General features: G+C 39.1%; 23 protein-coding genes and 1 other annotated feature (1 of these 24 cut by a window edge). All 23 genes read left to right on the top strand.

Annotated elements, in window-relative coordinates:
- Window positions 1-12: 12 nt before the first annotated feature.
- The 23 genes from IEW76_RS13975 (at window position 13) to IEW76_RS13865 (ending at window position 23,034) form a co-directional block, all read left to right on the top strand.
- Window positions 13-1,971 (top strand): stage V sporulation protein D, encoded by a 1,959-nt coding sequence (locus IEW76_RS13975; RefSeq protein WP_188654843.1) that lies wholly within the window; start codon window positions 13-15, stop codon window positions 1,969-1,971.
- A gap of 70 nt (window positions 1,972-2,041) precedes the next feature.
- Window positions 2,042-3,508, top strand: coding sequence for a UDP-N-acetylmuramoyl-L-alanyl-D-glutamate--2,6-diaminopimelate ligase (locus IEW76_RS13970; protein ID WP_188654842.1), 1,467 nt, complete (start codon window positions 2,042-2,044; stop codon window positions 3,506-3,508).
- Between the two features lie 17 nt (window positions 3,509-3,525).
- On the top strand, window positions 3,526-4,887 hold the full coding sequence (locus tag IEW76_RS13965; RefSeq protein WP_188654840.1) for a UDP-N-acetylmuramoyl-tripeptide--D-alanyl-D-alanine ligase: 1,362 nt from the start codon (window positions 3,526-3,528) through the stop codon (window positions 4,885-4,887).
- 42 nt (window positions 4,888-4,929) lie between these two features.
- Entirely contained in the window at window positions 4,930-5,916 is a 987-nt protein-coding gene (gene mraY, locus IEW76_RS13960) for a phospho-N-acetylmuramoyl-pentapeptide-transferase (RefSeq protein WP_036778450.1), read from the top strand.
- Entirely contained in the window at window positions 5,913-7,262 is a 1,350-nt protein-coding gene (gene murD, locus IEW76_RS13955; RefSeq protein ID WP_188654838.1) for a UDP-N-acetylmuramoyl-L-alanine--D-glutamate ligase, read from the top strand. The genes mraY and murD overlap by 4 nt, the downstream gene beginning before the upstream one ends.
- A gap of 64 nt (window positions 7,263-7,326) precedes the next feature.
- Complete coding sequence (spoVE, locus tag IEW76_RS13950; RefSeq protein WP_188654836.1) at window positions 7,327-8,442, top strand: stage V sporulation protein E; 1,116 nt, start codon at window positions 7,327-7,329, stop codon at window positions 8,440-8,442.
- Between the two features lie 311 nt (window positions 8,443-8,753).
- Window positions 8,754-9,662 carry a UDP-N-acetylmuramate dehydrogenase gene (gene murB, locus IEW76_RS13945; RefSeq protein WP_188654834.1) on the top strand — a complete coding sequence of 303 codons (909 nt, stop codon included), beginning with the start codon at window positions 8,754-8,756 and terminating at the stop codon, window positions 9,660-9,662.
- A 117-nt stretch (window positions 9,663-9,779) separates the two neighbouring features.
- On the top strand, window positions 9,780-10,571 hold the full coding sequence (locus IEW76_RS13940) for a cell division protein FtsQ/DivIB (protein ID WP_188654832.1): 792 nt from the start codon (window positions 9,780-9,782) through the stop codon (window positions 10,569-10,571).
- Window positions 10,555-11,256 (top strand): DUF881 domain-containing protein, encoded by a 702-nt coding sequence (locus IEW76_RS13935; RefSeq protein WP_188654830.1) that lies wholly within the window; start codon window positions 10,555-10,557, stop codon window positions 11,254-11,256. The genes IEW76_RS13940 and IEW76_RS13935 overlap by 17 nt, the downstream gene beginning before the upstream one ends.
- A 5-nt stretch (window positions 11,257-11,261) precedes the next feature.
- On the top strand, window positions 11,262-11,981 hold the full coding sequence (locus IEW76_RS13930) for a DUF881 domain-containing protein (RefSeq protein WP_188654828.1): 720 nt from the start codon (window positions 11,262-11,264) through the stop codon (window positions 11,979-11,981).
- Window positions 11,981-12,349, top strand: coding sequence for a small basic family protein (locus tag IEW76_RS13925; protein ID WP_188654826.1), 369 nt, complete (start codon window positions 11,981-11,983; stop codon window positions 12,347-12,349). Before IEW76_RS13930 ends, IEW76_RS13925 begins: the two co-directional genes overlap by 1 nt.
- Window positions 12,350-12,549: 200 nt before the next feature.
- Window positions 12,550-13,839, top strand: coding sequence for a cell division protein FtsA (gene ftsA / locus IEW76_RS13920; protein ID WP_188654824.1), 1,290 nt, complete (start codon window positions 12,550-12,552; stop codon window positions 13,837-13,839).
- Window positions 13,840-13,913: 74 nt separating this feature from the next.
- Window positions 13,914-15,086: a cell division protein FtsZ gene (gene ftsZ, locus IEW76_RS13915; RefSeq protein WP_188654822.1), complete on the top strand. Its 1,173-nt coding sequence runs from the start codon at window positions 13,914-13,916 to the stop codon at window positions 15,084-15,086.
- Window positions 15,087-15,882: 796 nt separating this feature from the next.
- Window positions 15,883-16,806, top strand: a complete 924-nt coding sequence (gene spoIIGA / locus IEW76_RS13910; protein ID WP_188654820.1) for a sigma-E processing peptidase SpoIIGA — start codon at window positions 15,883-15,885, stop codon at window positions 16,804-16,806.
- 26 nt (window positions 16,807-16,832) lie between these two features.
- Window positions 16,833-17,552: an RNA polymerase sporulation sigma factor SigE gene (gene sigE / locus IEW76_RS13905; protein WP_036778497.1), complete on the top strand. Its 720-nt coding sequence runs from the start codon at window positions 16,833-16,835 to the stop codon at window positions 17,550-17,552.
- A gap of 276 nt (window positions 17,553-17,828) precedes the next feature.
- Window positions 17,829-18,650, top strand: coding sequence for an RNA polymerase sporulation sigma factor SigG (sigG, locus tag IEW76_RS13900; protein ID WP_229721249.1), 822 nt, complete (start codon window positions 17,829-17,831; stop codon window positions 18,648-18,650).
- Between the two features lie 228 nt (window positions 18,651-18,878).
- Window positions 18,879-19,148, top strand: a complete 270-nt coding sequence (locus tag IEW76_RS13895; RefSeq protein WP_188654818.1) for a YlmC/YmxH family sporulation protein — start codon at window positions 18,879-18,881, stop codon at window positions 19,146-19,148.
- 73 nt (window positions 19,149-19,221) lie between these two features.
- Window positions 19,222-20,031 carry a peptidoglycan editing factor PgeF gene (gene pgeF / locus IEW76_RS13890; RefSeq protein WP_188654816.1) on the top strand — a complete coding sequence of 270 codons (810 nt, stop codon included), beginning with the start codon at window positions 19,222-19,224 and terminating at the stop codon, window positions 20,029-20,031.
- An 18-nt stretch (window positions 20,032-20,049) separates the two neighbouring features.
- Window positions 20,050-20,730, top strand: a complete 681-nt coding sequence (locus tag IEW76_RS13885) for a YggS family pyridoxal phosphate-dependent enzyme (protein ID WP_188654814.1) — start codon at window positions 20,050-20,052, stop codon at window positions 20,728-20,730.
- A 15-nt stretch (window positions 20,731-20,745) separates the two neighbouring features.
- The gene (locus IEW76_RS13880) at window positions 20,746-21,207 is read left to right on the top strand and encodes a cell division protein SepF (protein WP_229721244.1); all 462 of its coding nucleotides are present in this window, start codon (window positions 20,746-20,748) and stop codon (window positions 21,205-21,207) included.
- Between the two features lie 8 nt (window positions 21,208-21,215).
- Complete coding sequence (locus IEW76_RS13875) at window positions 21,216-21,482, top strand: YggT family protein (RefSeq protein WP_188654988.1); 267 nt, start codon at window positions 21,216-21,218, stop codon at window positions 21,480-21,482.
- A gap of 112 nt (window positions 21,483-21,594) precedes the next feature.
- Window positions 21,595-22,368, top strand: a complete 774-nt coding sequence (locus IEW76_RS13870) for a YlmH family RNA-binding protein (RefSeq protein WP_188654812.1) — start codon at window positions 21,595-21,597, stop codon at window positions 22,366-22,368.
- Window positions 22,369-22,518: 150 nt separating this feature from the next.
- Entirely contained in the window at window positions 22,519-23,034 is a 516-nt protein-coding gene (locus tag IEW76_RS13865) for a DivIVA domain-containing protein (protein ID WP_188654810.1), read from the top strand.
- Window positions 23,035-23,083: 49 nt separating this feature from the next.
- Window positions 23,084-23,286, top strand: a binding site (T-box leader); it runs 30 nt beyond the window's last position.

Here is a 23,286-nt window from a genome sequence, read left to right as displayed (position 1 = left end):
AGGAGATGTACCATGAAACGAGTATCCAATGTGACGTTACGAAAACGATTGGTCACTGTCTTTCTTTTGGCAGGCGTTGTACTAGTTATCATAATAACCCGATTAGGGTATGTACAATTTGTCATGGGAGACCAGTTAATGGACAAGGCAAAAAATTTATGGAGTAGAGATATCCCTTTTGAACCAGAGAGGGGAGATATTTTAGATCGGAACGGAGTTGTATTAGCAGAAAACGTGTCGGCTCCTTCTGTGATGGTAGTTCCAAGACAAATTAAAGAGCCTCAAAACACAGCAGAAAAGCTAGCCAAAGTTCTAGATATGCCGATAGATAAGGCATACGAACATGTAACGAAGGTAAGTATGATCGAACGATTACATCCAGAAGGTCGTAAAATTTCTGAAGAGCAAGCAGATGCTATACGTGCATTGAATTTGGATGGTGTTTACATTGCAGAAGATTTTAAGCGACATTATCCAAAGGGCGAGTATCTTTCCCACGTATTAGGTTTTAGTGGTATTGATAACCAAGGATTAATGGGGCTTGAATTGTATTATGACGAGCAGCTGAAAGGTGAAGAAGGACAGCTTTCTTTCTTCTCTGATGCCAAAGGTGGACGTCTTCCAAATATAGCTGATGTTTACGAACCACCAAAAGACGGGTATAACTTAAAGCTTACCATCGATGATCGGGTGCAAACCATCATTGAACGAGAGCTTGATAATGCGGAAGCGAAATATAATCCAGATGGTGCAATTGCGATTGCTATGGATCCAGATACTGGAGAAATACTAGCGATGTCAAGTCGACCTACGTTTGATCCAGAAGACTATCAAAATGTCCCTCAAGAAGTGTACAACCGTAATCTCCCAATATGGAGTTCTTATGAACCAGGTTCTACTTTTAAAATCATCACACTTGCCTCCTCTTTAGAAGAGGGACTTGTTGATTTAGAAGAGGATCATTTTCATGACAGTGGCTCTATTGAAGTAGATGGAGCGAGACTTCGGTGTTGGAAAAGGGGAGGGCACGGAAGCCAGACCTATTTAGAAGTTGTCCAAAATTCTTGTAACCCAGGGTTTGTAACCTTAGGTCAAGAACTAGGTAAAGAGCGTCTGTTTAGCTATATTAAAGACTTCGGTTTTGGTACAAAGACAGGTATTGATCTTCAAGGTGAAGGGAATGGGATATTGTTCAAAGAAGAACGAGTAGGACCTGTGGAGTTAGCAACGACTGCCTTTGGTCAAGGGGTTTCTGTTACGCCGATCCAACAAGTAACAGCCGTAGCTGCAGCGGTAAATGGTGGGTATTTATATGAACCATACATTGCTAAAGAATGGATTAATCCGATTAACGGAGAGGCAGTGGATCAAACAGAACCGACACTCAAAAAACGCGTCATATCTGAAGATACTTCTGCTAAAGTGAGAGAAGCTCTTGAGAGCGTTGTAGCACTTGGGACAGGTAAAGGTGCCTACGTAGAAGGGTATAGAGTCGGAGGTAAAACAGGAACAGCCCAAAAAGTAGGCCCAGATGGAAAATATATGACAGACAATCATATTGTTTCATTTATTGGCTTTGCACCTGCTGATGATCCGGAACTTGTCGTTTACTTAGCTATTGATAACCCGAAAAATACGGTTCAATTTGGTGGTGTAGTAGCTGCTCCTATAGTAGGGAACATCATGGGGGACAGTCTTCGTGCCATGGGTGTAGAACCTAGAACGGATGGGTTAGAGAAAGAAGTCCAATGGCCAGATCAACCTCTTGTTGAGATTCCAGATTTAATTGGGCTTGAAAAGAAGGAATTAACTCAATATATGGTGAACCTCTCTATTGAAATGAGTGGAACAGGGAATTATATCGTGGATCAAGCTCCAAAAGCAGGAACCAAGGTAGAAGAAGGTTCTAAAATTCGACTATTTTTAGCAGAGGAGGCTCCTCAAAAAGATCATTCTGATCATTCTCACTAAAGAACAATCGCGAACCGGGGTCTTGTCTGCTATAATATACGTTGAAAATCTAATAGTAAGGAGTCCTTACATGAAGTTAAGTCATTTATTACAGACATTACACGTCTATCAAACTACAAAGGACATCAACAACATAACAGTCACTGGAATAGAAATGGATTCAAGACTTGTTGACCCTGGTCATTTATTTATTTGTATAAATGGTTTTACAGTAGATGGGCATGAATTTGCTAAACAAGCCGAGGAGAAAGGGGCTGCTGCAATTGTGGCAGAACGCCCTTTAGACGTATCCGTTCCGGTGATCCTGGTAAGTGATACATCCAAGGCAATGGCTAAATTAGCTAACCTCTACTACCAAAATCCTACACAGCAATTTAGGTTAATTGGGATTACTGGCACAAACGGGAAGACATCTACCTCTTATTTGGTAGAATCTATTTTCAAACACCAGAAACAGAAGACCGGCTTAATCGGAACAATCCAAATGAAAATTGGTGACAAGGAATACGAAGTGAAGAACACTACGCCCGATTCTTTGTTTTTACAGAAGCATTTTGCAGAAATGGTGAATGAAGATGTAGATACAGCTGTTATGGAAGTATCCTCTCATGCCCTTGATTTAGGAAGAGTACATGGAGCGGATTTCGATATTGCTGTATTCACGAATTTAAGTCAGGATCATTTGGACTATCACAAAGATATGGATGATTACTTGCGTGCCAAGTCACTTCTTTTTGCTCAACTTGGAAATGGTTATAATTCTGACGAGCCAAAATTTGGGGTAGTGAATAAAGACGACCCATACTATGAAACATTTTGTAAAAGTACTTCTCAAGAAGTTCTTACATATAGCATCAACCAAGAAGCAGATGTAACAGCAAAAAACGTAAACCTAACCGCTAGCGGTACCACCTTTACCCTATGCACTCCGAATGGAGAGAAGGAAATTCGAAGTCCTTTAATCGGGAAGTTTAGCGTATATAATATGTTAGCGGCTGCAAGTGCTGCATGGGTATCGGGAGTAGAATTGAATACGATTCAAGAAGCGTTATCAGAAACGAGAGGTGTGAGCGGACGCTTTGAGCCTGTTCTAGCTGGTCAAGAGTTTGGCGTCATTGTAGATTACGCCCATACTCCTGATTCTTTAGAGAATGTTTTAGAAACCATTCAATCCTTCGCTAAAGAAAAGATCTACGTCGTTGTAGGTTGTGGGGGAGACAGAGACAGAACAAAAAGACCACTTATGGCTCAAGTAGCTGTTAAGTATGCGACAGAAGCGATCTTTACTTCTGACAACCCTAGAAGTGAAGACCCAGAATCCATTCTTCGGGATATGGAAAGTGGAGTAAAAGAAAATACGTATACTACGATCGTTAACCGAAAAGAAGCAATAAAATTTGCTGTTGATAAAGCCAATGCTGGAGATGTAATTTTAATAGCTGGTAAAGGTCACGAACCGTATCAGGAAGTAAATGGAGTTACACACCATTTTGATGACCGCGAAGTAGCGGCTGAGTGTATTAAGGCCAAACAATAAAGGAGTTATTATTACTAATGAACATGACAACAGAATGGATTCATGATCACTTCCCCTCTTCTAGAGGGGTTGCCTCTGAATCAATTGAAATAAAAAATGTGTTTACCGATACACGTAAAAAAACGAATAAAGGTTTGTTTGTTCCAATACGAGGAGACCGCTTTGATGGCCATGAGTTTTTAAAAGATGCCATTGAAGGAGGGGCTGTTGCTGCATTGTGGGATGAGAAGGTAGATGTACCATCGTATGTTCCTAACGATTTTCCTTTATTCTTTGTGGACGATACGATTATAGGCTTACAGCAATTAGCCCATGTATACAGAAAAGAGGTTAACCCAAAAGTCATAGGTGTAACGGGCTCAAATGGAAAGACAACAACGAAAGATTTTATTGATGCTGTCCTAGCTCCGTCATTCAAAACACACAAGACAGACGGGAACTTCAATAATCATATAGGTCTACCACTTACGATTCTTTCTATGCCGGCTTCAACTGAAGTGCTTGTATTAGAGATGGGCATGAATCACTTTGGAGAAATTGAGAACCTTTCCTTTATTGCCGAACCAGATTTTGCAGTGATCACAAACATAGGCGAATCTCATATTGAGTTTTTAGGGTCAAGAGAGGGAATTGCCCAAGCGAAATCGGAAATCCTTGCAGGACTTCGGGATGGGGGTACACTCTTGTTAGATGGAGATGAACCATTATTGGCTCCTCTTCACACAAGGGAAGGAGTCGTTTCTAGTGGATTTGATCAGAAGAATGAGTGTGTCTTATCAAACATTCATATGAGTGGATCTACTACATCGTTCACTATAAATGATGGAGAGACTTACTCAATCCATTTATTAGGGAAGCATAATGTTAAAAATGCCAGCTTTGCTATTCTAATTGGAAAAGCATTAGGAATGGATCCATCTAAAATCCAGCAGGGTTTGAACGAAATGACATTAACAGGGATGCGTTTTGAGTTAATAGAAGGGAAGAATGGAGCACATATTGTTAATGATGCTTATAATGCTTCCCCGACTTCAATGCGTGCTTCTATAGAGGTTATCAAAGATTTAAATCAATATTCACGCAAGATTCTTATATTAGGCGATATATTTGAATTAGGAGCTCAAAGCGAAGAAATGCATCGGTCTGTAGCTCCATCAATCGATCCATCCATTGATGTTCTTATAACGGTAGGGGATGAATCAGTAGTCATTGCAGAGGAAGTAAAAAAACATCACCCAGATCTAGATGTCTATTCTTATTCATCTAAAGAGGATGTTTCTAAAGTCGTTCAACCCATGTTACAGCAAGATACAATTGTATTATTAAAAGCTTCACGCTTAATGGCTTTTGAAAGTTTTGTAGAAGAATTTACAGATTAAAAGATTTAAGCGGACGGTTTACAGATCTAAAGGAGGAGCACAATGAACGAACAAGTACTATTAATCACTATGGCAATAGCCTTTTTAATTACCGTCCTCATCTCACCTATATTTATACCATTCTTACGTCGTTTGAAATTTGGTCAATCTATTCGAGATGAAGGTCCGAAATCTCACCAGAAGAAATCAGGAACACCTACTATGGGGGGATTAATGATCCTTGTTGCTGTTTCCATTACTACGCTGGTGATGACATCGAAGTTCAACCCAGACCCAATGAACTTTGAAGTGTTTTTATTGTTATTTGTTTTAATTGGCTATGGTCTTCTAGGGTTTCTGGATGATTTTATTAAGGTAGCCATGAAACGTAACCTCGGGTTAACTTCTAAACAAAAAATGGTCGGTCAATTATTTATAGCAGCTGTTTTTTATATTATTTTAAGACGTCACGATTTTCCTACCTATATCGGTATTCCAGGTACAGACTTTCAAGTTGATCTTGGGTGGGGCTATGCTCTTCTCATCGTATTTATGCTTGTAGGCTCATCAAATGCTGTTAATTTAACAGATGGTCTTGATGGTTTATTAGCTGGTACTGCTGCGATTGCATTTGGGGCGTTTGGAATCTTAGCCTGGCACGGTGTTCCTCAGTTTGAGATCGCTGTATTCACACTTGCTATTGTTGGTTCTTTATTAGGATTTCTTGTATTTAATGCCCATCCTGCGAAAGTCTTCATGGGTGATACCGGTTCCCTTGCACTAGGTGGTGCTATTGGAGCCATTGCGATATTAACAAAGTTAGAGATTTTACTTGTCATTATTGGGGGCGTATTCGTTCTCGAAACATTATCCGTTATTATTCAAGTTATTTCTTTCAAAACAACTGGTAAACGTGTGTTCAAAATGAGTCCACTTCACCACCATTATGAACTTATGGGATGGTCAGAATGGCGCGTTGTAACAACGTTTTGGCTTGTTGGGTTATTATTTGCCGCTCTAGGCGTCTATATTGAGGTGTGGATCAATTGAATAAGTTAACATCATTTCCTTATAATCAAGTGCTCGTGCTAGGACTCGCTAAATCAGGAGAAGCAGCCGCTAAACTTCTTAATAGTAGCGGGGTGTCGGTTAGGGTCAATGACCAGAAACCTTTTTCCGAAAACCCTCAAGCTCAATCCCTTTATAATGAAGGGATTGAGGTTGTTACAGGAGGACACCCGCTAAGTGTTTTAGATGGCATAGATTATGTTGTAAAGAATCCTGGTATTCCTTATACCAATCCTATCATTGAAACTGCAGTAGAACGAGGTGTTCCAGTAGTAACTGAGATTGAATTGGCCTATATGCTTCATGAAGGCCAAATTGTGGCTATTACAGGTTCTAATGGAAAGACTACGACTACAACACTTGTCTATGAAATGCTAAGCAATAGCAAAAAACCTGTAGCTCTAGCAGGTAATATCGGAAAAGTATCTTGTGAAGTTGCTCAAAAGACAAGTCCAGAAGAAACCATGGTTATGGAACTATCTTCTTTTCAATTACTCGGAACCGAAACATTCAAGCCCGATGTATCTGTCTTTTTAAATCTGTACGAAGCCCATCTGGATTACCATAAAACGATGGAGCATTACGGACAATCAAAAGCAAAGATCTTTGCTAATCAGACCTCTCAAGATTATGCCGTTTACAATGCTGATCACCAAGAAGTTTGTAAACTTGTTCAACAAACAAAAGCTCAAACCATCCCTTTTTCCCTAATTTCTAAGCAACCTGATGGGATTTGGACAGATGGCACTTCTATCTATTACAAGGATGCATTTATTATAAAGCAAAATGAGATCCTTTTAGAAGGCGATCACAACCTTGAGAATACAATGGCAGCAATCGCTGCTTCCCTTTTGGCAGGTGCCACAGTAGAAGGAATCCGTGAAGTTTTAACGACGTTCACAGGAGTGGAGCATCGACTTCAATACGTGAAAGATGTCAAAGGTCGTCGTTTTTTTAATGACTCAAAAGCAACGAACATATTAGCTGCTCAGAAAGCGCTCAATGCTTTTTCTGAGCCAACAATATGGCTTGCTGGCGGATTAGATCGAGGTCAATCTTTTGAAGAGTTAGATCCTTCAATGGAGCACGTTAAAGCCATGGTTGTGTTCGGTGAAACGGGTGAAAAGCTTCGTGATTTTGGAACTAAAAATGGAATAGAGACTATACTTATGGTCGATAATGTTAAGCAAGCAGCTGAAGAAGCTTATCGTATCTCTGCTGAACAAGATGTTATCCTTCTTTCTCCAGCATGTGCAAGCTGGGATCAATATAAAACTTTTGAAGAAAGAGGAAACATGTTTGTAAGAGCCGTGCATACATTAGAGTAGGGGGCTTGTCTTACAATAATTCATAAGGCCCCCAACGTTCTGCTTGAACCAAGGGGGCCATTTTATGTTGCAAAGTCGGACAAAGCAGTTGCATAAAGCACCAGATTTGTTGCTCATTATAGCGATTTTCTCATTACTATTAATAGGCGTTATCATGGTCTATAGTGCTTCCGCTATTTGGGCAACCTATAAATTTGATGATTCTTTTTTCTTTGCAAAGCGTCAATTATTGTTTGCAGGTGCAGGAATCGTAGCAATGTTTGGATTTATGAATGTTCCTTATCTCACATGGAGAAATAGTTCTAAAACACTTTTAATTGTATGCTTTATACTACTTATAGCTGTTTTAATTCCTGGAATTGGGATGGTCAGGGGTGGAGCGAGAAGTTGGATTGGAGTAGGGGCATTCAGTATTCAGCCATCTGAATTTATGAAACTTGGTTTAATCATCTTCTTGGCTAGGTATCTGGCTGATCATCAAAAGAAGATTACTTCTTTCACAAAGGGATTTCTCCCGTCTTTATCACTTGTGATGGTAGCCTTCGGTTTCATTATGCTGCAGCCAGACCTTGGAACTGGAGTAGTACTAGTTGGGACTTGTATGCTAATGATTTTTGTTTCTGGAGCCCGAATTGCTCATTTTGTGGGATTAGGTGTACTAGGTTTAGCAGGGTTTGCAGGTCTTATTATTTCTGCACCATACCGCATGCAGCGTATAACTGCTTTCTTGAATCCTTGGGAAGACCCTCTTGGGGCTGGGTTTCAAATTATACAATCGTTATATGCCATTGGTCCCGGTGGACTAATGGGGCTTGGGCTCGGACAGAGTTTACAGAAATTCTATTACCTCCCGGAACCTCAAACTGATTTTATTTTTGCTATACTAGCCGAAGAACTTGGATTTATTGGGGGAACTTTAGTTTTGTTATTGTTTTTCCTCCTTCTGTGGCGTGGCATAAGGGTAGCTTTAAGCGCACCAGACACTTTCGGTAGCTTACTGGCATTAGGAATTGTGGGAATGATTACAATTCAAGTTATGATTAATATTAGTGTAGTAACGGGGTTAATGCCAGTAACTGGTATCACTTTGCCATTCTTAAGCTATGGAGGTTCTTCATTAACCTTAACACTCTGCTCTGTTGGAATTTTACTAAATATTAGTCGTTACGCTAAACTCTAGAATGAAAGCCATCCAAAAGGGTGGCTTTTTTCTATATTTGATGCAATCTCATAGGAACTATATTAGTAAAGTTAAATCATAAGAGAATTTTTCTTTATACTTTATAAAATGTTCTTTATCCACTATACCCTTAGTACACCCAACGACCCCCAATTTATAGGGGTTCGAGCCGAAATGTGTATTGTTCATAATTTTTCTCTAGAACTGTCACATCTGCTGGATAATGATGTAGAATGAATAGTAACCTAACATTTATGAATAGCTAGTGTGAGAAAGCGGTGATGGAGTCAGTCGTTGTAAGGGGGAAAAGGATGAAAGAAATACGAACCATTTTAGAAAAACAAGCTGCAGGAAAAGTGGCACTACAAGAACCTTTAAGTAAACATACAACGATTAAAATTGGTGGTCCAGCTGATTTATTCATAGAGCCATATTCAGTAGAGGGTTTACAGTATACATTAGATGTCTTGCAGGAACATGGTGTTCCTTATCGTGTTATTGGCCGTGGTTCTAATTTACTAATTCCTGATGAGGGGATCAGAGGGGCCGTTATAAAGCTAGGAACGAATTTCGATATGTTACATGAACTTGAGGGAAACAAGATTCGAGTGACTGCAGGTTATCCAATCATTAAGTTAGCAACGATAATGAGTCGTAAAGGGCTTGGAGGCTTGACGTTTGCAGGAGGAATACCAGGTAGCATAGGTGGAGCTGTTTACATGAACGCTGGTGCACATGGTGCAGATATTTCTCATATTGTAACGAGGGCACGTGTATTAACTGAAGATGGACAATTGAAATGGCTAACTAAAGATGAATTGAAATTCTCTTATCGTACATCGGTTTTACAAACTGAAAATCCGGGTATATGTGTAGAGGCTGAATTTCAATTAGAACCGGGAAACAAGGAAGTATTAATGTCTGAGATGAAGAACTACAAAGATTACCGTCGAGAAACGCAACCTTGGAGTGACCCTTGTGCTGGAAGTATATTCAGAAATCCTCTTCCAAAATACGCAGGAAAGCTTATCGAAGAAGCTGGTTTGAAAGGTTATCAAATAGGTGGAGCTAAAATTTCGGAGTTGCACGGGAATTTTATCGTCAATGCTCGAGATGCTTCATATGACGACGTTATAGCATTAATTTGTCACATTCAAAAAGCAATTGCTGATAAGTATTATGTAGACCTGCATAAAGAAGTAGAAATTGTTGGCACATAGATACAGAAAAATCACGAAAAATCAAGTGATTTGTGATATAATTTTCCTATGCATAATAGCGGCATCTAGTATGCCGTTTCCTTATGTAATTGAAAACACCGGGCAGGGGAATTTTCCATGGCTGAAAAGAAGATCGTTTCTATTGAAGATCGGATACCGAAACTAAAAGAATCCAGAAGAAAGAAGTCGAATCGACGCTTGATTATGTACTTGTCTTTTTTCTTTTTGCTTATTGCGATCATCATTTACTTACAATCTTCCTTGAGTGAAGTAAAGTCTGTTGAGGTTTCAGGGAACGATCATGTTGATCGGGACACGATTCTCTCATTAAGTGGGTTAACTCCAGGAGAAGATAATTACTGGAAAGTAGATGGAAAAGCTTTAGCCAAAAAGATTGAACAACATGAAGAAATAAGTGCGGTTCAAATTGACAAGCATTTCCCTTCCACTGTTGAAATGAAGATTGAGGAATACCAAAGAGTAGGGTACGTAGAAAGAGAAGGTTCCTATTACCCGATCTTAGAAACGGGTAAGGAATTGACGGATCAGAAATTGAAGAACCCTCATGGTGATGCTCCTTTATTACTTGGCTTCGAGCGTCAATCTTATTTAGAAGAAATGACAAGAGAACTACAACAGTTACCTTCTAGTGTTACTCAGTTAATTTCGGAGGTACAGTGGACACCAAGTGATAAAAATCCTTACAAGATTCATTTATACATGAACGATGGATTTGAAGTGGAGGCTTCGATTCGGAATTTTTCTCAAAACATGCGATCATATCCTTCTATTATCGCACAACTAGAACCAGGACAAAGAGGGATTATTCATATCGATGTTGGTGCTTATTTCGAAGAATATCCACAACAAGAGAAAGAAGGGGAAGAGAGCGATGAGGCTAACCGGTAGACACGTCATTTTCTCCCTTGTGTTATTCGTTTCAGGATTCCTGGTTGCGTTTAGTTACCAACAAACCAATCAGGGTCCTCAAGTCTACCAGCTTACTGACAAACAACTTGAGAAAGATTATTATTACAGGCAACAACTGATCAACATTGAAAAAGAAAATCAATCTATTCGTGAAGATATCGAAAAGAAGAAGTCTGAGATTCAGAAGATGGAAGATCAATTGGCCAATCAAGAACAAACAGTAAGTGACTATGTGCAAGACAAAAAAACACTTCAAAAATTAACAGGGGAACTTCCAGTAAAAGGTGCAGGTGTTGAAATTCAGCTAAAAGATGCAGATTACATACCGTCAGAAGAAAATGTCAATCAATATATTGTGCACGATAGTCACATTCATAAAGTTGTAAACGAATTGCTATCAGCAGGAGCAAATGCTATTGCTATTAATGGGCAGAGGCTTTATCGAGATTCATATATAGCCTGTGTAGGTCCAGTCGTTTCTGTTGATGGTGTTCAACATCCTGCGCCGTTTGTCATTACGGCAATCGGAAATCCTGATGTTCTAATGCCTAGCTTAACGTTAAAAGGTGGAGTAGTTAATCAACTACTAAATGATAATGTAGAAGTTTCCACTCAGAAGAAAGATATCATCAATATGGATGCTCGCCTTACAGGAGAAAGGTGATTGAAATGAATATTCGTAGTAAAATCATTTTCTCCTTCGTATTTGCTTTAGTCGGTTTTATGATCGCCATACAATTTCAGACAACCCAAGAACCTAAAGTTAGGGATACTCGAGATCTATGGGAAGTTAGAACCGAATTACAGAAGCAACAAAAGACACAGCAAGAATTGTTAGCTAAAGAGCGAGAGTTAAATAAGATGATTGCTCAATATGAAGGTCAGTCAAACTTTGAGAAGGTAGAAACGCTTAATAAATCTCTTAATAATTTAAAGTTGAAAGCTGGCCTTACAGAAGTAAAAGGGGCTGGATTAATGCTTACAGTAGAGCCAATATTTCAGGATTTAGAATATGCGGAAACCTATCCTACTGTATCTCCATCCCTGCTACACCAGCTAATTAATGAATTAAATACGTATGGTGCTAAAGATATTTCCATTGGGCAGGAAAGAATCACTAATCTTTCCCCTATTCGTGACGTAAATGGGACAACTTACGTGAATAACCATCCGGTTCCTCCGCTCCCTATAAAAATCAAAGTTTTAGCTGAGGATCCAGAGAAACTGCTTAATTATATGGAAGTAAGTGATTCACTCGAAATGTTTGTAATTGAGAATTTATCTGTATCAATGGAAATAAGGAAGAAATTGACGCTACCAGAGTATGAACAAACTCCTGACCTTCAATATCTTGAAACGGAAGATGCTACAGAAACAGGTGAAACTTAATGTGGTTACCGATATTGTTTTTAATTGTAGGCATTAGTTTAGGTTTTATATCTGACATTAGAGTTCCTGAAGAGTATGCAAACTATCTGTCTATAGCCGTACTAGCAGCATTTGATACATTACTTGGAGGAATCAGAGCACATTTGGAAAAGAAGTTTGACCAAGCCGTTTTTGTATCTGGTTTCTTCTTTAATGTTATATTAGCAGCCTTCTTAGCTTTTCTAGGGGTCCAACTAGGTGTCGATTTATATTTAGCTGCTGTATTTGCATTTGGAGTAAGGTTATTTCAAAATATAGCTATTATCCGACGTTATATAGTAGACCGTAGGAGTAATAAGAAGGAAATTGAAAAAAACGAAAGAAAATAAAAGGAAAATATCTTATTTTTGTTGAATAAGGTAAATAGTTTCTGATGGTCCATATTGAAACCGATGGGTATGATTCATTTCGAACTTTCTTTACAAAAAGATTAAATTAAAAGAAGTAGTGTGAAATGAATTGCGATTAAAGAGAACATTCGGTAATATGTGAACTAATCAGATGCCTTAGTTTAGGAGGTGCCTTGGATTTGAACAACAATGATATACTTGTCAGCCTTGATATAGGTACATCAAAAATCAAAGTAATCATAGGCGAAGTAATGAATGATTCGTTAAATATTATAGGTGTTGGCACAGCAGCCTCTAATGGGATGAAAAAAGGTGCCATTGTAGACATAGATCAAACGGTCCAATCCATACGAAATGCTGTAGAACAGGCAGAAAGAATGGTAGGGATGCAAATTAACCGGGTGGTTGTGGGTATTAATGGTAGCCACATACAACTTCAGCCATGTCATGGTGTTGTAGCTGTGCAAAGCGAAAACCGTGAAATTGGAAATGAAGATATTGCTCGTGTAATTGATGCGGCTCAGGTTATTTCCGTACCACCAGAACGTGAAATTGTAGACGTTATTCCTAAGCAATTTATTGTGGATGGATTAGATGAAATTACAGACCCGCGTGGTATGATTGGTGTTCGCCTTGAAATGGAAGGCACCATTATAACTTGTTCAAAAACGGTTCTACATAACATCTTGAAGTGCGTAGAACGCGCTAACTTAGAAGTTCTCGATATATGTTTACAACCGTTAGCTTCTGGGGCTGTTGCTTTATCGAAAGATGAGAAAAACCTGGGTGTTGCTCTTCTTGATATTGGTGGCGGTTGCACGACCATTTCTGTTTTTGAACAAGGGTTCTTGCAAGATACAAGTGTTATCTCATTAGGTGGCGATAACGTCACAAAAGACTTGTCAATTGGTATGAGAACGTCCACGGAGGAAGCTGAGGATGTTAAACTAAATTACGGCCATGCCTTTTTCGATGATGCTCAAGAAGAGGAAACATTTGAGGTGTCCATCATAGGCAGTGACCGGAAACAATCATTTAATCAGTTACAGATATCTGATATGATTGAAGCACGATTAGAAGAGATTTATGCATACGCTGAGCGCGAACTAAGACGCATGGGTTATCGTGAATTGCCAGGTGGATATGTCTTAACTGGTGGATTAGTAGGGATGCCAGGTTGTGCAGATTTAGCTCAGGATTGCTTCCAAACAAACGTTAGAATTGCAATACCTGATTATATCGGGGTACGCGAACCGCAATTTACTTCAGGTGTAGGTATATTGCAATTTGCCTATCATAATGCGAAAATACAAGGCAAAGAACTTTTCCCTTCGGTTACTGTAGAAGAAACAGAACAACCGAAAGTAAAGAAACAAAAGAAACAACCAAGTCAGTCTGATCATCAACCCGAACCAAAGAAACAAAAAGAATCTAAAGTTGCAAATTTGATAAAATATTTCTTCGATTAAACATCCATCCTATCGAAGTTTAAATCGTACTAGATACAGAATCTTGGAATCTTGCAAAGTGGGAGGAACGGAAAATGTTAGAGTTTGATACGAGCACGGACCAATTAGCCACCATTAAAGTTATTGGTGTAGGTGGAGGCGGTAGTAACGCTGTAAACCGAATGATTGAGCATGGGGTACAAGGTGTTGAGTTTATTGCGGTCAACACCGATGCACAAGCATTAAACTTATCTAAAGCAGAAGTGAAAATGCAAATTGGTAATAAATTAACACGAGGGTTAGGCGCAGGAGCGAATCCAGAAGTTGGTCGCAAAGCAGCTGAAGAAAGTAAAGAACAGTTAGAGGAAGCCTTGCAAGGTGCTGATATGGTCTTCGTTACAGCAGGAATGGGTGGCGGTACTGGTACTGGTGCTGCTCCTGTCATTGCACAAGTAGCAAAGGAATTGGGTGCCTTAACAGTTGGTGTTGTTACACGCCCATTCACTTTCGAAGGTCGTAAACGTTCTACACAAGCAACAGGAGGAATTGACTCATTAAAGAGTAACGTAGACACTCTTATTGTTATTCCAAATGATCGCCTTCTAGAGATCGTGGACAAAAATACACCTATGTTAGAAGCATTCCGAGAAGCGGATAACGTACTACGACAAGGTGTACAAGGTATCTCAGACTTAATTGCTGTACCTGGTCTCATAAACGTAGACTTTGCCGACGTAAAAACGATTATGGCTGATAAAGGGTCTGCCCTTATGGGAATTGGTATTGCTACAGGAGAAAGTCGAGCCGCAGAAGCTGCGAAGAAAGCTATTTCCTCACCATTACTTGAAACATCAATTGATGGTGCTCATGGTGTTCTTATGAACATTACTGGTGGAGCTAACCTAAGTCTTTATGAAGTACAAGAAGCAGCCGACATTGTAACTTCTGCAGCGGATCAAGAAGTAAACGTAATCTTTGGTTCTGTAATCAATGAGAATCTAAAAGATGAAATTGTAGTAACTGTCATCGCGACTGGATTTGATGAAAGTCAATTGCAAGGAAATAAACCACAGGCACGCCCAGGTTTAAATAATCAGCAACCTCAACAACAAGAGAAGAAACGTCCTGAGCCACGTCGAGAAGCCCCTGCTTCAAGCCAACCTCAGCAACAACAATCTTCTCACGGGTATAATAAGCCTCAACAAGAAGAGGATACGCTTGATATCCCAACATTCTTAAGAAACCGTAACCGAAACAGAAGACAATAACGAAAGAAGCCTACAGCATTTTGCTGTAGGCTTTTTATTTTTATCAGGCTTTCTAATAGTATTTGATGTCTTCCATATAAGCCCCCTTTTAAGGAAGACTTGAAGCTGAGACAGAGATGGCTTGCGCTAGATGGGGAGGGGTTTCCGTCAGCTTTAAAGTAGCGTAAGGCGGGCCTGGAAATCACTCGCTTTCCGCGGGCGAGCTGTCGAGCCTCCTCGGGGAAACCACCCTGCGGGGTCTCGTCTACCTCTTTCTCCCGCAGGAGTCTCGCAATTTCCAGGCCCACCTTCACCAAATCGGAAGAGACGGAAACTCGCCACATTTGGGAGAAAGGGGGCTTAAGAGCAACTATAATAAGTGGGGCCGTTCATCTAATTCACGTTAGGGCAGGCTTGGGGACTGCGAGACTCCCGTGGGCAGAAGAGCCTAGGTGAGACCCCGGAAGCCGGCGTGCCGGCTGAGGAGGCTCACCAGCTCCCCACAGGAAAGCGAGTGGTTTCCAGGCCCACCTTATGCTCAATTGAAGTTAACGAAAACATTCTCTCAGCTTCGAGTATTCAACAATCCTGCCCTATTCTTGAATACACACATGATAATAGTTTAGTATTACTTTCTTCAAATAGTGTAAAAAGTATTAAATAGATGTATGTTTCTCATCCTCAGAAACCTTCCGACAAAACCTGCTTAAATCTATAAAAATAAGTTTCAACTTCCTCTCATAATGTGACAGACTTCTTTATCTATCTCTTCTATACTAAATTTCAACAGAAGAAATTCCTAAGAGAAAGGGATGAAATGTTGACCATTTATTTGGATGCTGTTTGGCTTCTGAACTTTTTCCTAGACTGGATGATCTTACTTCTTACGCATAGTTTATCCAAGTCACGAAGCCCCAGGTATCGATTAGCTCTAGGTGCAGTTGTGGCTTCGTTGTTAGTTCCGCTGAACTTATTCTATCCATCTTCCTTATGGGCTACCCCAGCTGGAAAAGGCCTTTTCTCATTACTCATTATATTCACTTCTTTTGGCTACCGGAATATACGGCTATTTGCCAGAAGGCTCTTCTTATTCTATTTTGTGACGTTTTCGATTGGTGGGGGACTGTTTGGACTCTATTACTTTTTAAATGAGCAGATCTTTGTGTCGAGCGGGGTTATTGTTACGTATCAAACAGGATTTGGAGACGGAATTAGCTGGTTGTTTGTCCTAATTGGTTTCCCTATCGTCTGGATCTTCTCTAAACGAAGAATGGACCAGCTTGTTGTACAAAAGATTAAGTATGATGAAATTCTTCCTGTTTCCATCTCAGTCAATAACCACGTCCAACAACTTATGTCCTTTGTAGATAGTGGAAATCAGCTTGTTGATCCAATTACGAAGCAGCCTGTCATTATATGTGATGAGGCAGTTATGAAAGGGTGGTTTAAAGAAGAGGAATGGGAGAATATCCATCAAGTTCAACAAACCCTGAATTTTGAACTTATCCCTGAGGGGTGGACGGATAAATTTCGAATTGTGCCTTATCAGGGTGTAGGAGGTACGAGTCAGTTTATGCTTGTATTAAAGCCGGACTGGATTCGCCTTACAATTAAAGATAATCCAATTACGGTAGATCGTGTCCTAATTGGGATTCAATTTGGACAACTTTCACCAGACGAAAGCTATCAATGTTTGTTACACCCACATTTACTAAAGTCAATTGCTGTTGACTCTGCATAAATGTTTTACAAAAGGGGAGGAGAACTATGAGGAAGTGGAAGCTTAAAGTTCAATTATGGTGGTATAAGCTTTTATACAAATTAGGCTGGAAAACAGATGAAGTCTACTACATTGGTGGGAACGAGGCTCTTCCGCCACCGCTTAGTAAAGAAGAAGAAGCAGAGCTATTACAAAAACTCACAAAAGGGGATCAAGCTGCGAGAGCTATCTTAATTGAACGAAACTTAAGGTTAGTGGTTTATATAGCTCGCAAGTTCGAGAATACAGGCATTAACATTGAAGACTTAATTAGTATTGGTACCATAGGCCTTATTAAAGCAGTAAATACATTTAACCCTGAAAAGAAAATTAAATTAGCTACGTATGCTTCCAGGTGTATAGAAAATGAAATTCTTATGTACTTAAGAAGAAATAATAAGATTCGAAGTGAAGTTTCTTTTGATGAGCCGCTAAACATTGACTGGGATGGAAATGAATTACTGTTATCAGACGTTTTGGGAACGGATGAGGATATTATTACAAAAGATTTAGAAGCAAGCGTTGATAAGAAATTGTTGCTAAAAGCTTTAGAACAACTAAATGATCGCGAAAAGCAGATTATGGGATTGCGATTTGGTTTAGTTGGAGAAGAAGAGCGTACTCAAAAAGATGTTGCTGATATGTTAGGGATATCACAATCTTACATCTCAAGATTAGAAAAGAAAATTATTCGACGTTTGAAGAAAGAGTTTAATAAAATGGTGTAAAACATAGTGTGCGAGGCGGAAATCATTCATTTTCGTCTCTTTTTTGTGAACTTTGTTTACCACTCAGTGATTATATGGATATAAATCTACATTTATTCCATCAAAACCAAACATAAGTTATCAACTCAAAAGGTCAAGAGAGAGAAGACTCATAAATTTTATTTTTATATAAAAGGATAAGCTTTTCACTCTTTTCATCAGTGATTGAATGCTAATTTCAGTTTTAGGTATCCATACACGAAAAGACACGCATGCATAAATTTCCCTTCCCAGGAGATACTGTTTTTTGACAGCAGCTCCACTGAGGAGGGTATAGATTTGACACGACATAAAGTTGAAATTTGCGGAGTCGATACATCAAAATTACCGGTACTTAAAAATGATGAAATGCGTAAGTTGTTTACGCAAATGCAAGCAGGAGACGAAAGTGCCAGAGAAGTGTTGGTAAATGGGAACTTACGTCTTGTGCTGAGTGTTATTCAGCGCTTTAATAATCGAGGAGAATACGTGGATGACCTTTTCCAAGTTGGTTGTATTGGACTAATGAAATCCATTGATAATTTTGATTTGGGTCAAAATGTAAAATTCTCAACCTATGCTGTACCAATGATTATTGGAGAAATTAGACGTTACTTAAGAGACAATAACCCTATTCGCGTTTCTCGTTCATTGAGAGATATTGCTTATAAAGCTTTACAAGTACGAGAGAAGCTAATGGGGAAGACGTCTAAAGAACCAACACCAATGGAGATTGCTGAGGAAATGGGTGTTCCCCATTCCGATGTTGTATTCGCTCTTGATGCAATTCAAGATCCAGTTTCATTATTCGAACCCATTTATAATGATGGTGGGGATCCGATATTTGTTATGGATCAATTAAGTGATGAGAAAAACAAGGATTCAATTTGGATTGACGAGATTGCCTTACAAGAGGGTATGAGAAGGTTAAATGACCGAGAGAAAATGATTTTGAATAAGCGTTTTTTCCAAGGAAAAACGCAAATGGAAGTTGCCGATGAAATTGGGATCTCCCAGGCTCAAGTCTCTCGCTTAGAAAAAGCAGCAATTAAAGAAATGAACAAACAAATGTATGATTAATGGATGGGTCTAAGCACGTATGAAACGTGCTTAGACCTTTTCTATTGATTCTAATAAAGGAGGTAGTAAATTCAAATTAGAATAAGGGGGGGATTTCAAGCTTATTTTTTAACACGCCACTATAGCCTTAAGTCCATTATTATATAGTTCCTCTTCGATAATGAATATATATTCTGGTGAAGATTAAAACATCTTGAGCATAAAATAGCTACAAAGGTGGTGTCATTTATGGTGACGATTTCTGAGTTACAAGTAAAAGAAATTATTTCTGTTGAGAATGGTCAAAAAATTGGTCACATGACGGACCTAGAAATCGATGTGGACAGAGGGAAGCTCCTTGCTATTGTAGTAGGGACAAAAGGAAAGATGATGGGGTTATTTGGTAAAGATGAGGAATTGGTTATTCCTTGGTCTTCCATCTTAACTATAGGTGAAGATGTCATACTCGTAAAAAATGTGACACGTCCTGAATTATATCCTCCTGAAAAGCCAGAATAAGCGGATTCACTCAAGAATTTTCCTACAGAATGTGATAAAATATACGAAACCATTATTTTTGGAGGTAAGAAGCATGGAGAGCTTTCATCATACACATCCTTCTTATATGGAATTAACGAAGTGGACATATCCTCATCCTGACTTGACTGTAGGACTTACAACGCGTATAGGCGGGACTGGGGAGCCTCCGTTCGATTCGTTCAACCTTGCCTGGCACGTTCCTGATCAACAAGATACGATTAGGAGAAATAGAGAAACGCTGGCACAATTATTAGATTTTCCACTCGAATCCTGGGTAGGTGGGGAACAAGTCCATAAGACAGAAATTAAACGTGTTACAAAGAAAGATTTAGGGAAGGGTGCTACTTCAAGGGAAACAGCCATTCCTGATTGTGATGGCCTTATTACCAACGAACCTAACCTTTTACTTACTGCCTTTTATGCTGATTGCGTACCATTATTTTTCTTTGACCCAGTTAATAACTGGATTGGTATTGCTCATGCTGGTTGGCGAGGAACCGTCGCCAGTATGGGACCTAAGATGGTTGATGCTTTAGAAAAGCATGGTGCGGATAAAAGGCACATTCGGGTCGCAGTAGGCCCCTCTATAGGTGGGGATGCATACGAAGTAGATGATGCTGTGGTAGATCAAATTCCTAATCAATTTCGCTCTGAACCGACAGTAATTGAGCAAGGAAGTGGAAAGTATTTATTATCGCTTCAGCAGATGCATAAGGAATTACTTATGCAAGCAGGTATTAAAGAAGATCACATTGAAGTATCAGAATATTGTACATATCAAAATAGCCATTTATTCTTTTCCCATAGAAGGGATGAGGGCAAGACCGGTAGAATGTTAGGATTTATCGGGTTTAAAAAGTAAGAAAGGAGACATTTTTTCGTGGACATCAAGAAAAATGTCGAGACTGTGACTGATGAGATTCAAAAAGCCTGTGAGAGAAGCGGGAGAGAATTTTCAGAGGTTACGGTTATTGCAGTAACCAAATACGTATCTATCGAACGAGCTCAAGAAGCAGTAAATGCTGGCATTATACATTTAGGTGAGAACCGAGCAGAAGGGTTACAGGAAAAGTATAATTCCATCGGACCAAAAGCAAAATGGCATTTTATTGGATCTTTACAATCTAGGAAAGTTAAGAATGTAATCGACACCATAACAACGATTCATTCTTTAGACAGATTATCGTTAGCTAAAGAGATTCATAAGCGTGCTAAACAAAAAATTTCCTGTTTCGTGCAAGTTAATGTTAGTGGAGAAGAATCTAAGCATGGGCTACCTCCTGATGAAGTTCTTACATTTATTGAGCGTTTGTCAGACTATGACAATATTGTGGTAGAAGGACTTATGACAATGGCCCCTCATATTGAAGATGAGGAGCGCTTAAGAACTACTTTCCGAAAACTTCGTGAATTAAAAGAAGAAGTTGAACAGAAAAATTGGGCCCATGCTCCATGTCATGGGTTATCAATGGGGATGAGTAACGATTTTCAGATTGCCATTGAAGAAGGCGCGACCCATGTACGCATTGGCTCAAAGTTAGTCGGTCGTGAGGATCAATAAAAGAGGTGAATAATCATGGGATTCATGAAAAGTGTTAAGAAAATTTTCGCTTTAGAAGATGAATATGAATATGAATACGAATATGTGGATGATGAAGAGGAAGAAATGGACCAGAGAAGTCATCCAAAGCAACGAGAAGCACAGACAAAAGAAGAGAAAAAGCAAAACGTAGTTAGTTTAAAAAGTGTACAACCTGCTTCTAAAGTTGTCCTACTAGAGCCAAGAACGTATAATGAAGCACAAGAGATTGCTGACAATCTAGTCAATCGTAAAGCAGTTGTCATTAATTTGCAGCGAGTCGATCATCATCAGGCAAAACGTATTGTAGATTTTTTAAGTGGAACCGTTTATGCTATAGGTGGGGATATGCAAAAGCTAGGCTCACAAACCTTTTTGTGCACGCCTGATAATGTAGATGTTTCTGGCAATATTTCAGAAATGTTTGCTAGTGATGACGAATACGAGAAAAGGTGGTAGACAATTTGATAGGGATTATTTTTGAATTTTTAAGCTTTGCGCTTTCAGCATATTTTTATGCGCTTATCGGTTACATCTTAATGTCCTGGTTCCCAGGTGCACGAGATTCTTCGATTGGTCGATTTTTAAGTGCGATTTGCGAGCCGTATCTGGAGCCGTTCCGAAAGATTATTCCACCACTTGGAATGATTGATATTTCGCCTATCGTAGCGATTTTTGCTTTAAATATTGCTCAGCTGTACGGATTACCAGTGTTGTATAATATTTTAGTATAATCCATAAGAAATGAACTGATTATGGGATGTCTATAGGGAACTTTCCTCTTAATGATTAGGGAGGAAGTTCTTACTAGACATCCTTATTTTATAGATCAAGTAGGTGAATGTGATGGACATTTATCAGCATTTCCGTAAAGAGGAACAACCCTTTATCGATCAAGTGCTATCATGGCAGGACGAAGTGGCTTCTCGCTATGAAAGGAAAGTAAGTGACTTCCTTGACCCAAGAGAGCAGTACATATTCCGTTCTATCATCGGCCATAATGAAGATTTTGTATTAAAGGAATTTGGAGGATATGAAGCAGCAGAACGGAAACGTCTTATATTAGCTCCCTTCTATGAAAATCCGGAGGAAGAAGCGTTTGGTGTGACCTTACTAGAAGCCAGTTATCCAAGTAAGTTCGTTACACTTGAGCATAGAGATGTGCTTGGGGCGTTTATGTCTCTAGGTATTAAACGTAATAAGTTAGGAGACTTAATCGTAACGGATACACAAATTCAAATTCTTCTAGCAAGTGAAATTGCTGATTACGTTAAGATGAATTTGACAGGTATTAAAAAAGCTGGGGTTTCGTTTGAAGAACGCCCCTTTGGAGAAGTTCTCGAAACACATGAAGCTTGGCAAGAGCAATCTGGAACTGTATCATCTCTACGTTTAGATGTTATGGTGAAAGAGATCTACAACATTTCTAGACAAAAAGCTGCTTTATTTATTGATAAGGGAGCTGTTAAGGTGAATTTTCGTACAGTAGAAGATCCTTCTTTTTCGTTAGAAGCAGGAGACCTTATCTCACTAAGAGGGAAAGGTCGTAGTGTTGTGAAAGAAATTGAAGGTAAAACTAAAAAAGATAAATGGCGAATAGTGACGGCTGTGTTAAAATAATAAAGTATAGAGGGCAAAAAGATAATTCTCTCTTTTTTCGATAAATTTACATGAATACTTGTGGAAATGAGAAGGATTTAGTGAGGTTTTGTCGAATTTATAGCTTACTGAAGAAATGTGTATATTTATTTATAAAAGGAGGTGGCCCTAGTGGCACTTACACCATTAGACATCCATAACAAAGAGTTTACGCGTGGGTTTAGAGGATATGATGAAGACGAGGTCAATGAATTTCTTGATCAGGTCATTAAAGACTATGAATCAGTTATTCGTGAAAAGAAGAACTTAGAGGAGAAAGTTAGCCAGCTTGAAGAAAAGCTTGGTCACTTTAGTAATATAGAAGAAACGTTGAATAAATCGATTCTTGTAGCTCAGGAGACAGCAGAAGAAGTTAAGGGGCATGCAAACAAAGAATCCAAGCTTATTTTAAAAGAAGCTGAGAAAAATGCTGATCGTATCATAAATGAAGCATTATCGAAATCTCGCCGAATCTCATTAGAAGTTGAAGAACTGAAAAAACAAGCTAAAGTGTTCCGAACACGTCTAAAAATGATGGTAGAAGCACAGCTTGACATGTTAGAAACTGATGACTGGGATGAACTGTTTAATGAGGAGATTGAAGAAGAAACAGAATATGAAAAAGAGCTAGCCGAAAATAACTCTTGACGCTTAAGCTATTTTTACATATAATTCATTAACAGAACTACATCAATATACACATATGATGACAGGGACAGTACGAAATAGATAATCTGAGAAAGCGAATCAGGGATGGTGGAAGCCTGAGTCAGATGTTATTTTGGAAGATCACCCTCGAGTACCTCTATTGATCTTATTTGTAAATAGAGGCGTTTCATTCACGTTACGAATGCTAGAGTGGATTATCTTAAGACGCCATATGTCTTTTAATCTATAAGG

The organism is Pontibacillus salipaludis (assembly GCF_014642405.1).
Lineage (GTDB): Bacteria > Bacillota > Bacilli > Bacillales > BH030062 > Pontibacillus > Pontibacillus salipaludis.
This window is presented reverse-complemented; position numbering and strand designations above follow the sequence as displayed.

Bases quoted from the DNA above. Each gene is read 5' to 3' on its own strand.
- IEW76_RS13975 (WP_188654843.1), top strand. From the start codon at position 13: ATGAAACGAGTATCCAATGTGACGTTACGAAAACGATTGGTCACTGTC.
- IEW76_RS13970 (WP_188654842.1), top strand. From the start codon at position 2,042: ATGAAGTTAAGTCATTTATTACAGACATTACACGTCTATCAAACTACA.
- IEW76_RS13965 (WP_188654840.1), top strand. From the start codon at position 3,526: ATGAACATGACAACAGAATGGATTCATGATCACTTCCCCTCTTCTAGA.
- mraY (WP_036778450.1), top strand. From the start codon at position 4,930: ATGAACGAACAAGTACTATTAATCACTATGGCAATAGCCTTTTTAATT.
- spoVE (WP_188654836.1), top strand. From the start codon at position 7,327: ATGTTGCAAAGTCGGACAAAGCAGTTGCATAAAGCACCAGATTTGTTG.
- murB (WP_188654834.1), top strand. From the start codon at position 8,754: ATGAAAGAAATACGAACCATTTTAGAAAAACAAGCTGCAGGAAAAGTG.
- IEW76_RS13940 (WP_188654832.1), top strand. From the start codon at position 9,780: ATGGCTGAAAAGAAGATCGTTTCTATTGAAGATCGGATACCGAAACTA.
- IEW76_RS13935 (WP_188654830.1), top strand. From the start codon at position 10,555: ATGAGGCTAACCGGTAGACACGTCATTTTCTCCCTTGTGTTATTCGTT.
- IEW76_RS13930 (WP_188654828.1), top strand. From the start codon at position 11,262: ATGAATATTCGTAGTAAAATCATTTTCTCCTTCGTATTTGCTTTAGTC.
- IEW76_RS13925 (WP_188654826.1), top strand. From the start codon at position 11,981: ATGTGGTTACCGATATTGTTTTTAATTGTAGGCATTAGTTTAGGTTTT.
- ftsZ (WP_188654822.1), top strand. From the start codon at position 13,914: ATGTTAGAGTTTGATACGAGCACGGACCAATTAGCCACCATTAAAGTT.
- spoIIGA (WP_188654820.1), top strand. From the start codon at position 15,883: ATGTTGACCATTTATTTGGATGCTGTTTGGCTTCTGAACTTTTTCCTA.
- sigE (WP_036778497.1), top strand. From the start codon at position 16,833: ATGAGGAAGTGGAAGCTTAAAGTTCAATTATGGTGGTATAAGCTTTTA.
- IEW76_RS13895 (WP_188654818.1), top strand. From the start codon at position 18,879: ATGGTGACGATTTCTGAGTTACAAGTAAAAGAAATTATTTCTGTTGAG.
- pgeF (WP_188654816.1), top strand. From the start codon at position 19,222: ATGGAGAGCTTTCATCATACACATCCTTCTTATATGGAATTAACGAAG.
- IEW76_RS13880 (WP_229721244.1), top strand. From the start codon at position 20,746: ATGGGATTCATGAAAAGTGTTAAGAAAATTTTCGCTTTAGAAGATGAA.
- IEW76_RS13870 (WP_188654812.1), top strand. From the start codon at position 21,595: ATGGACATTTATCAGCATTTCCGTAAAGAGGAACAACCCTTTATCGAT.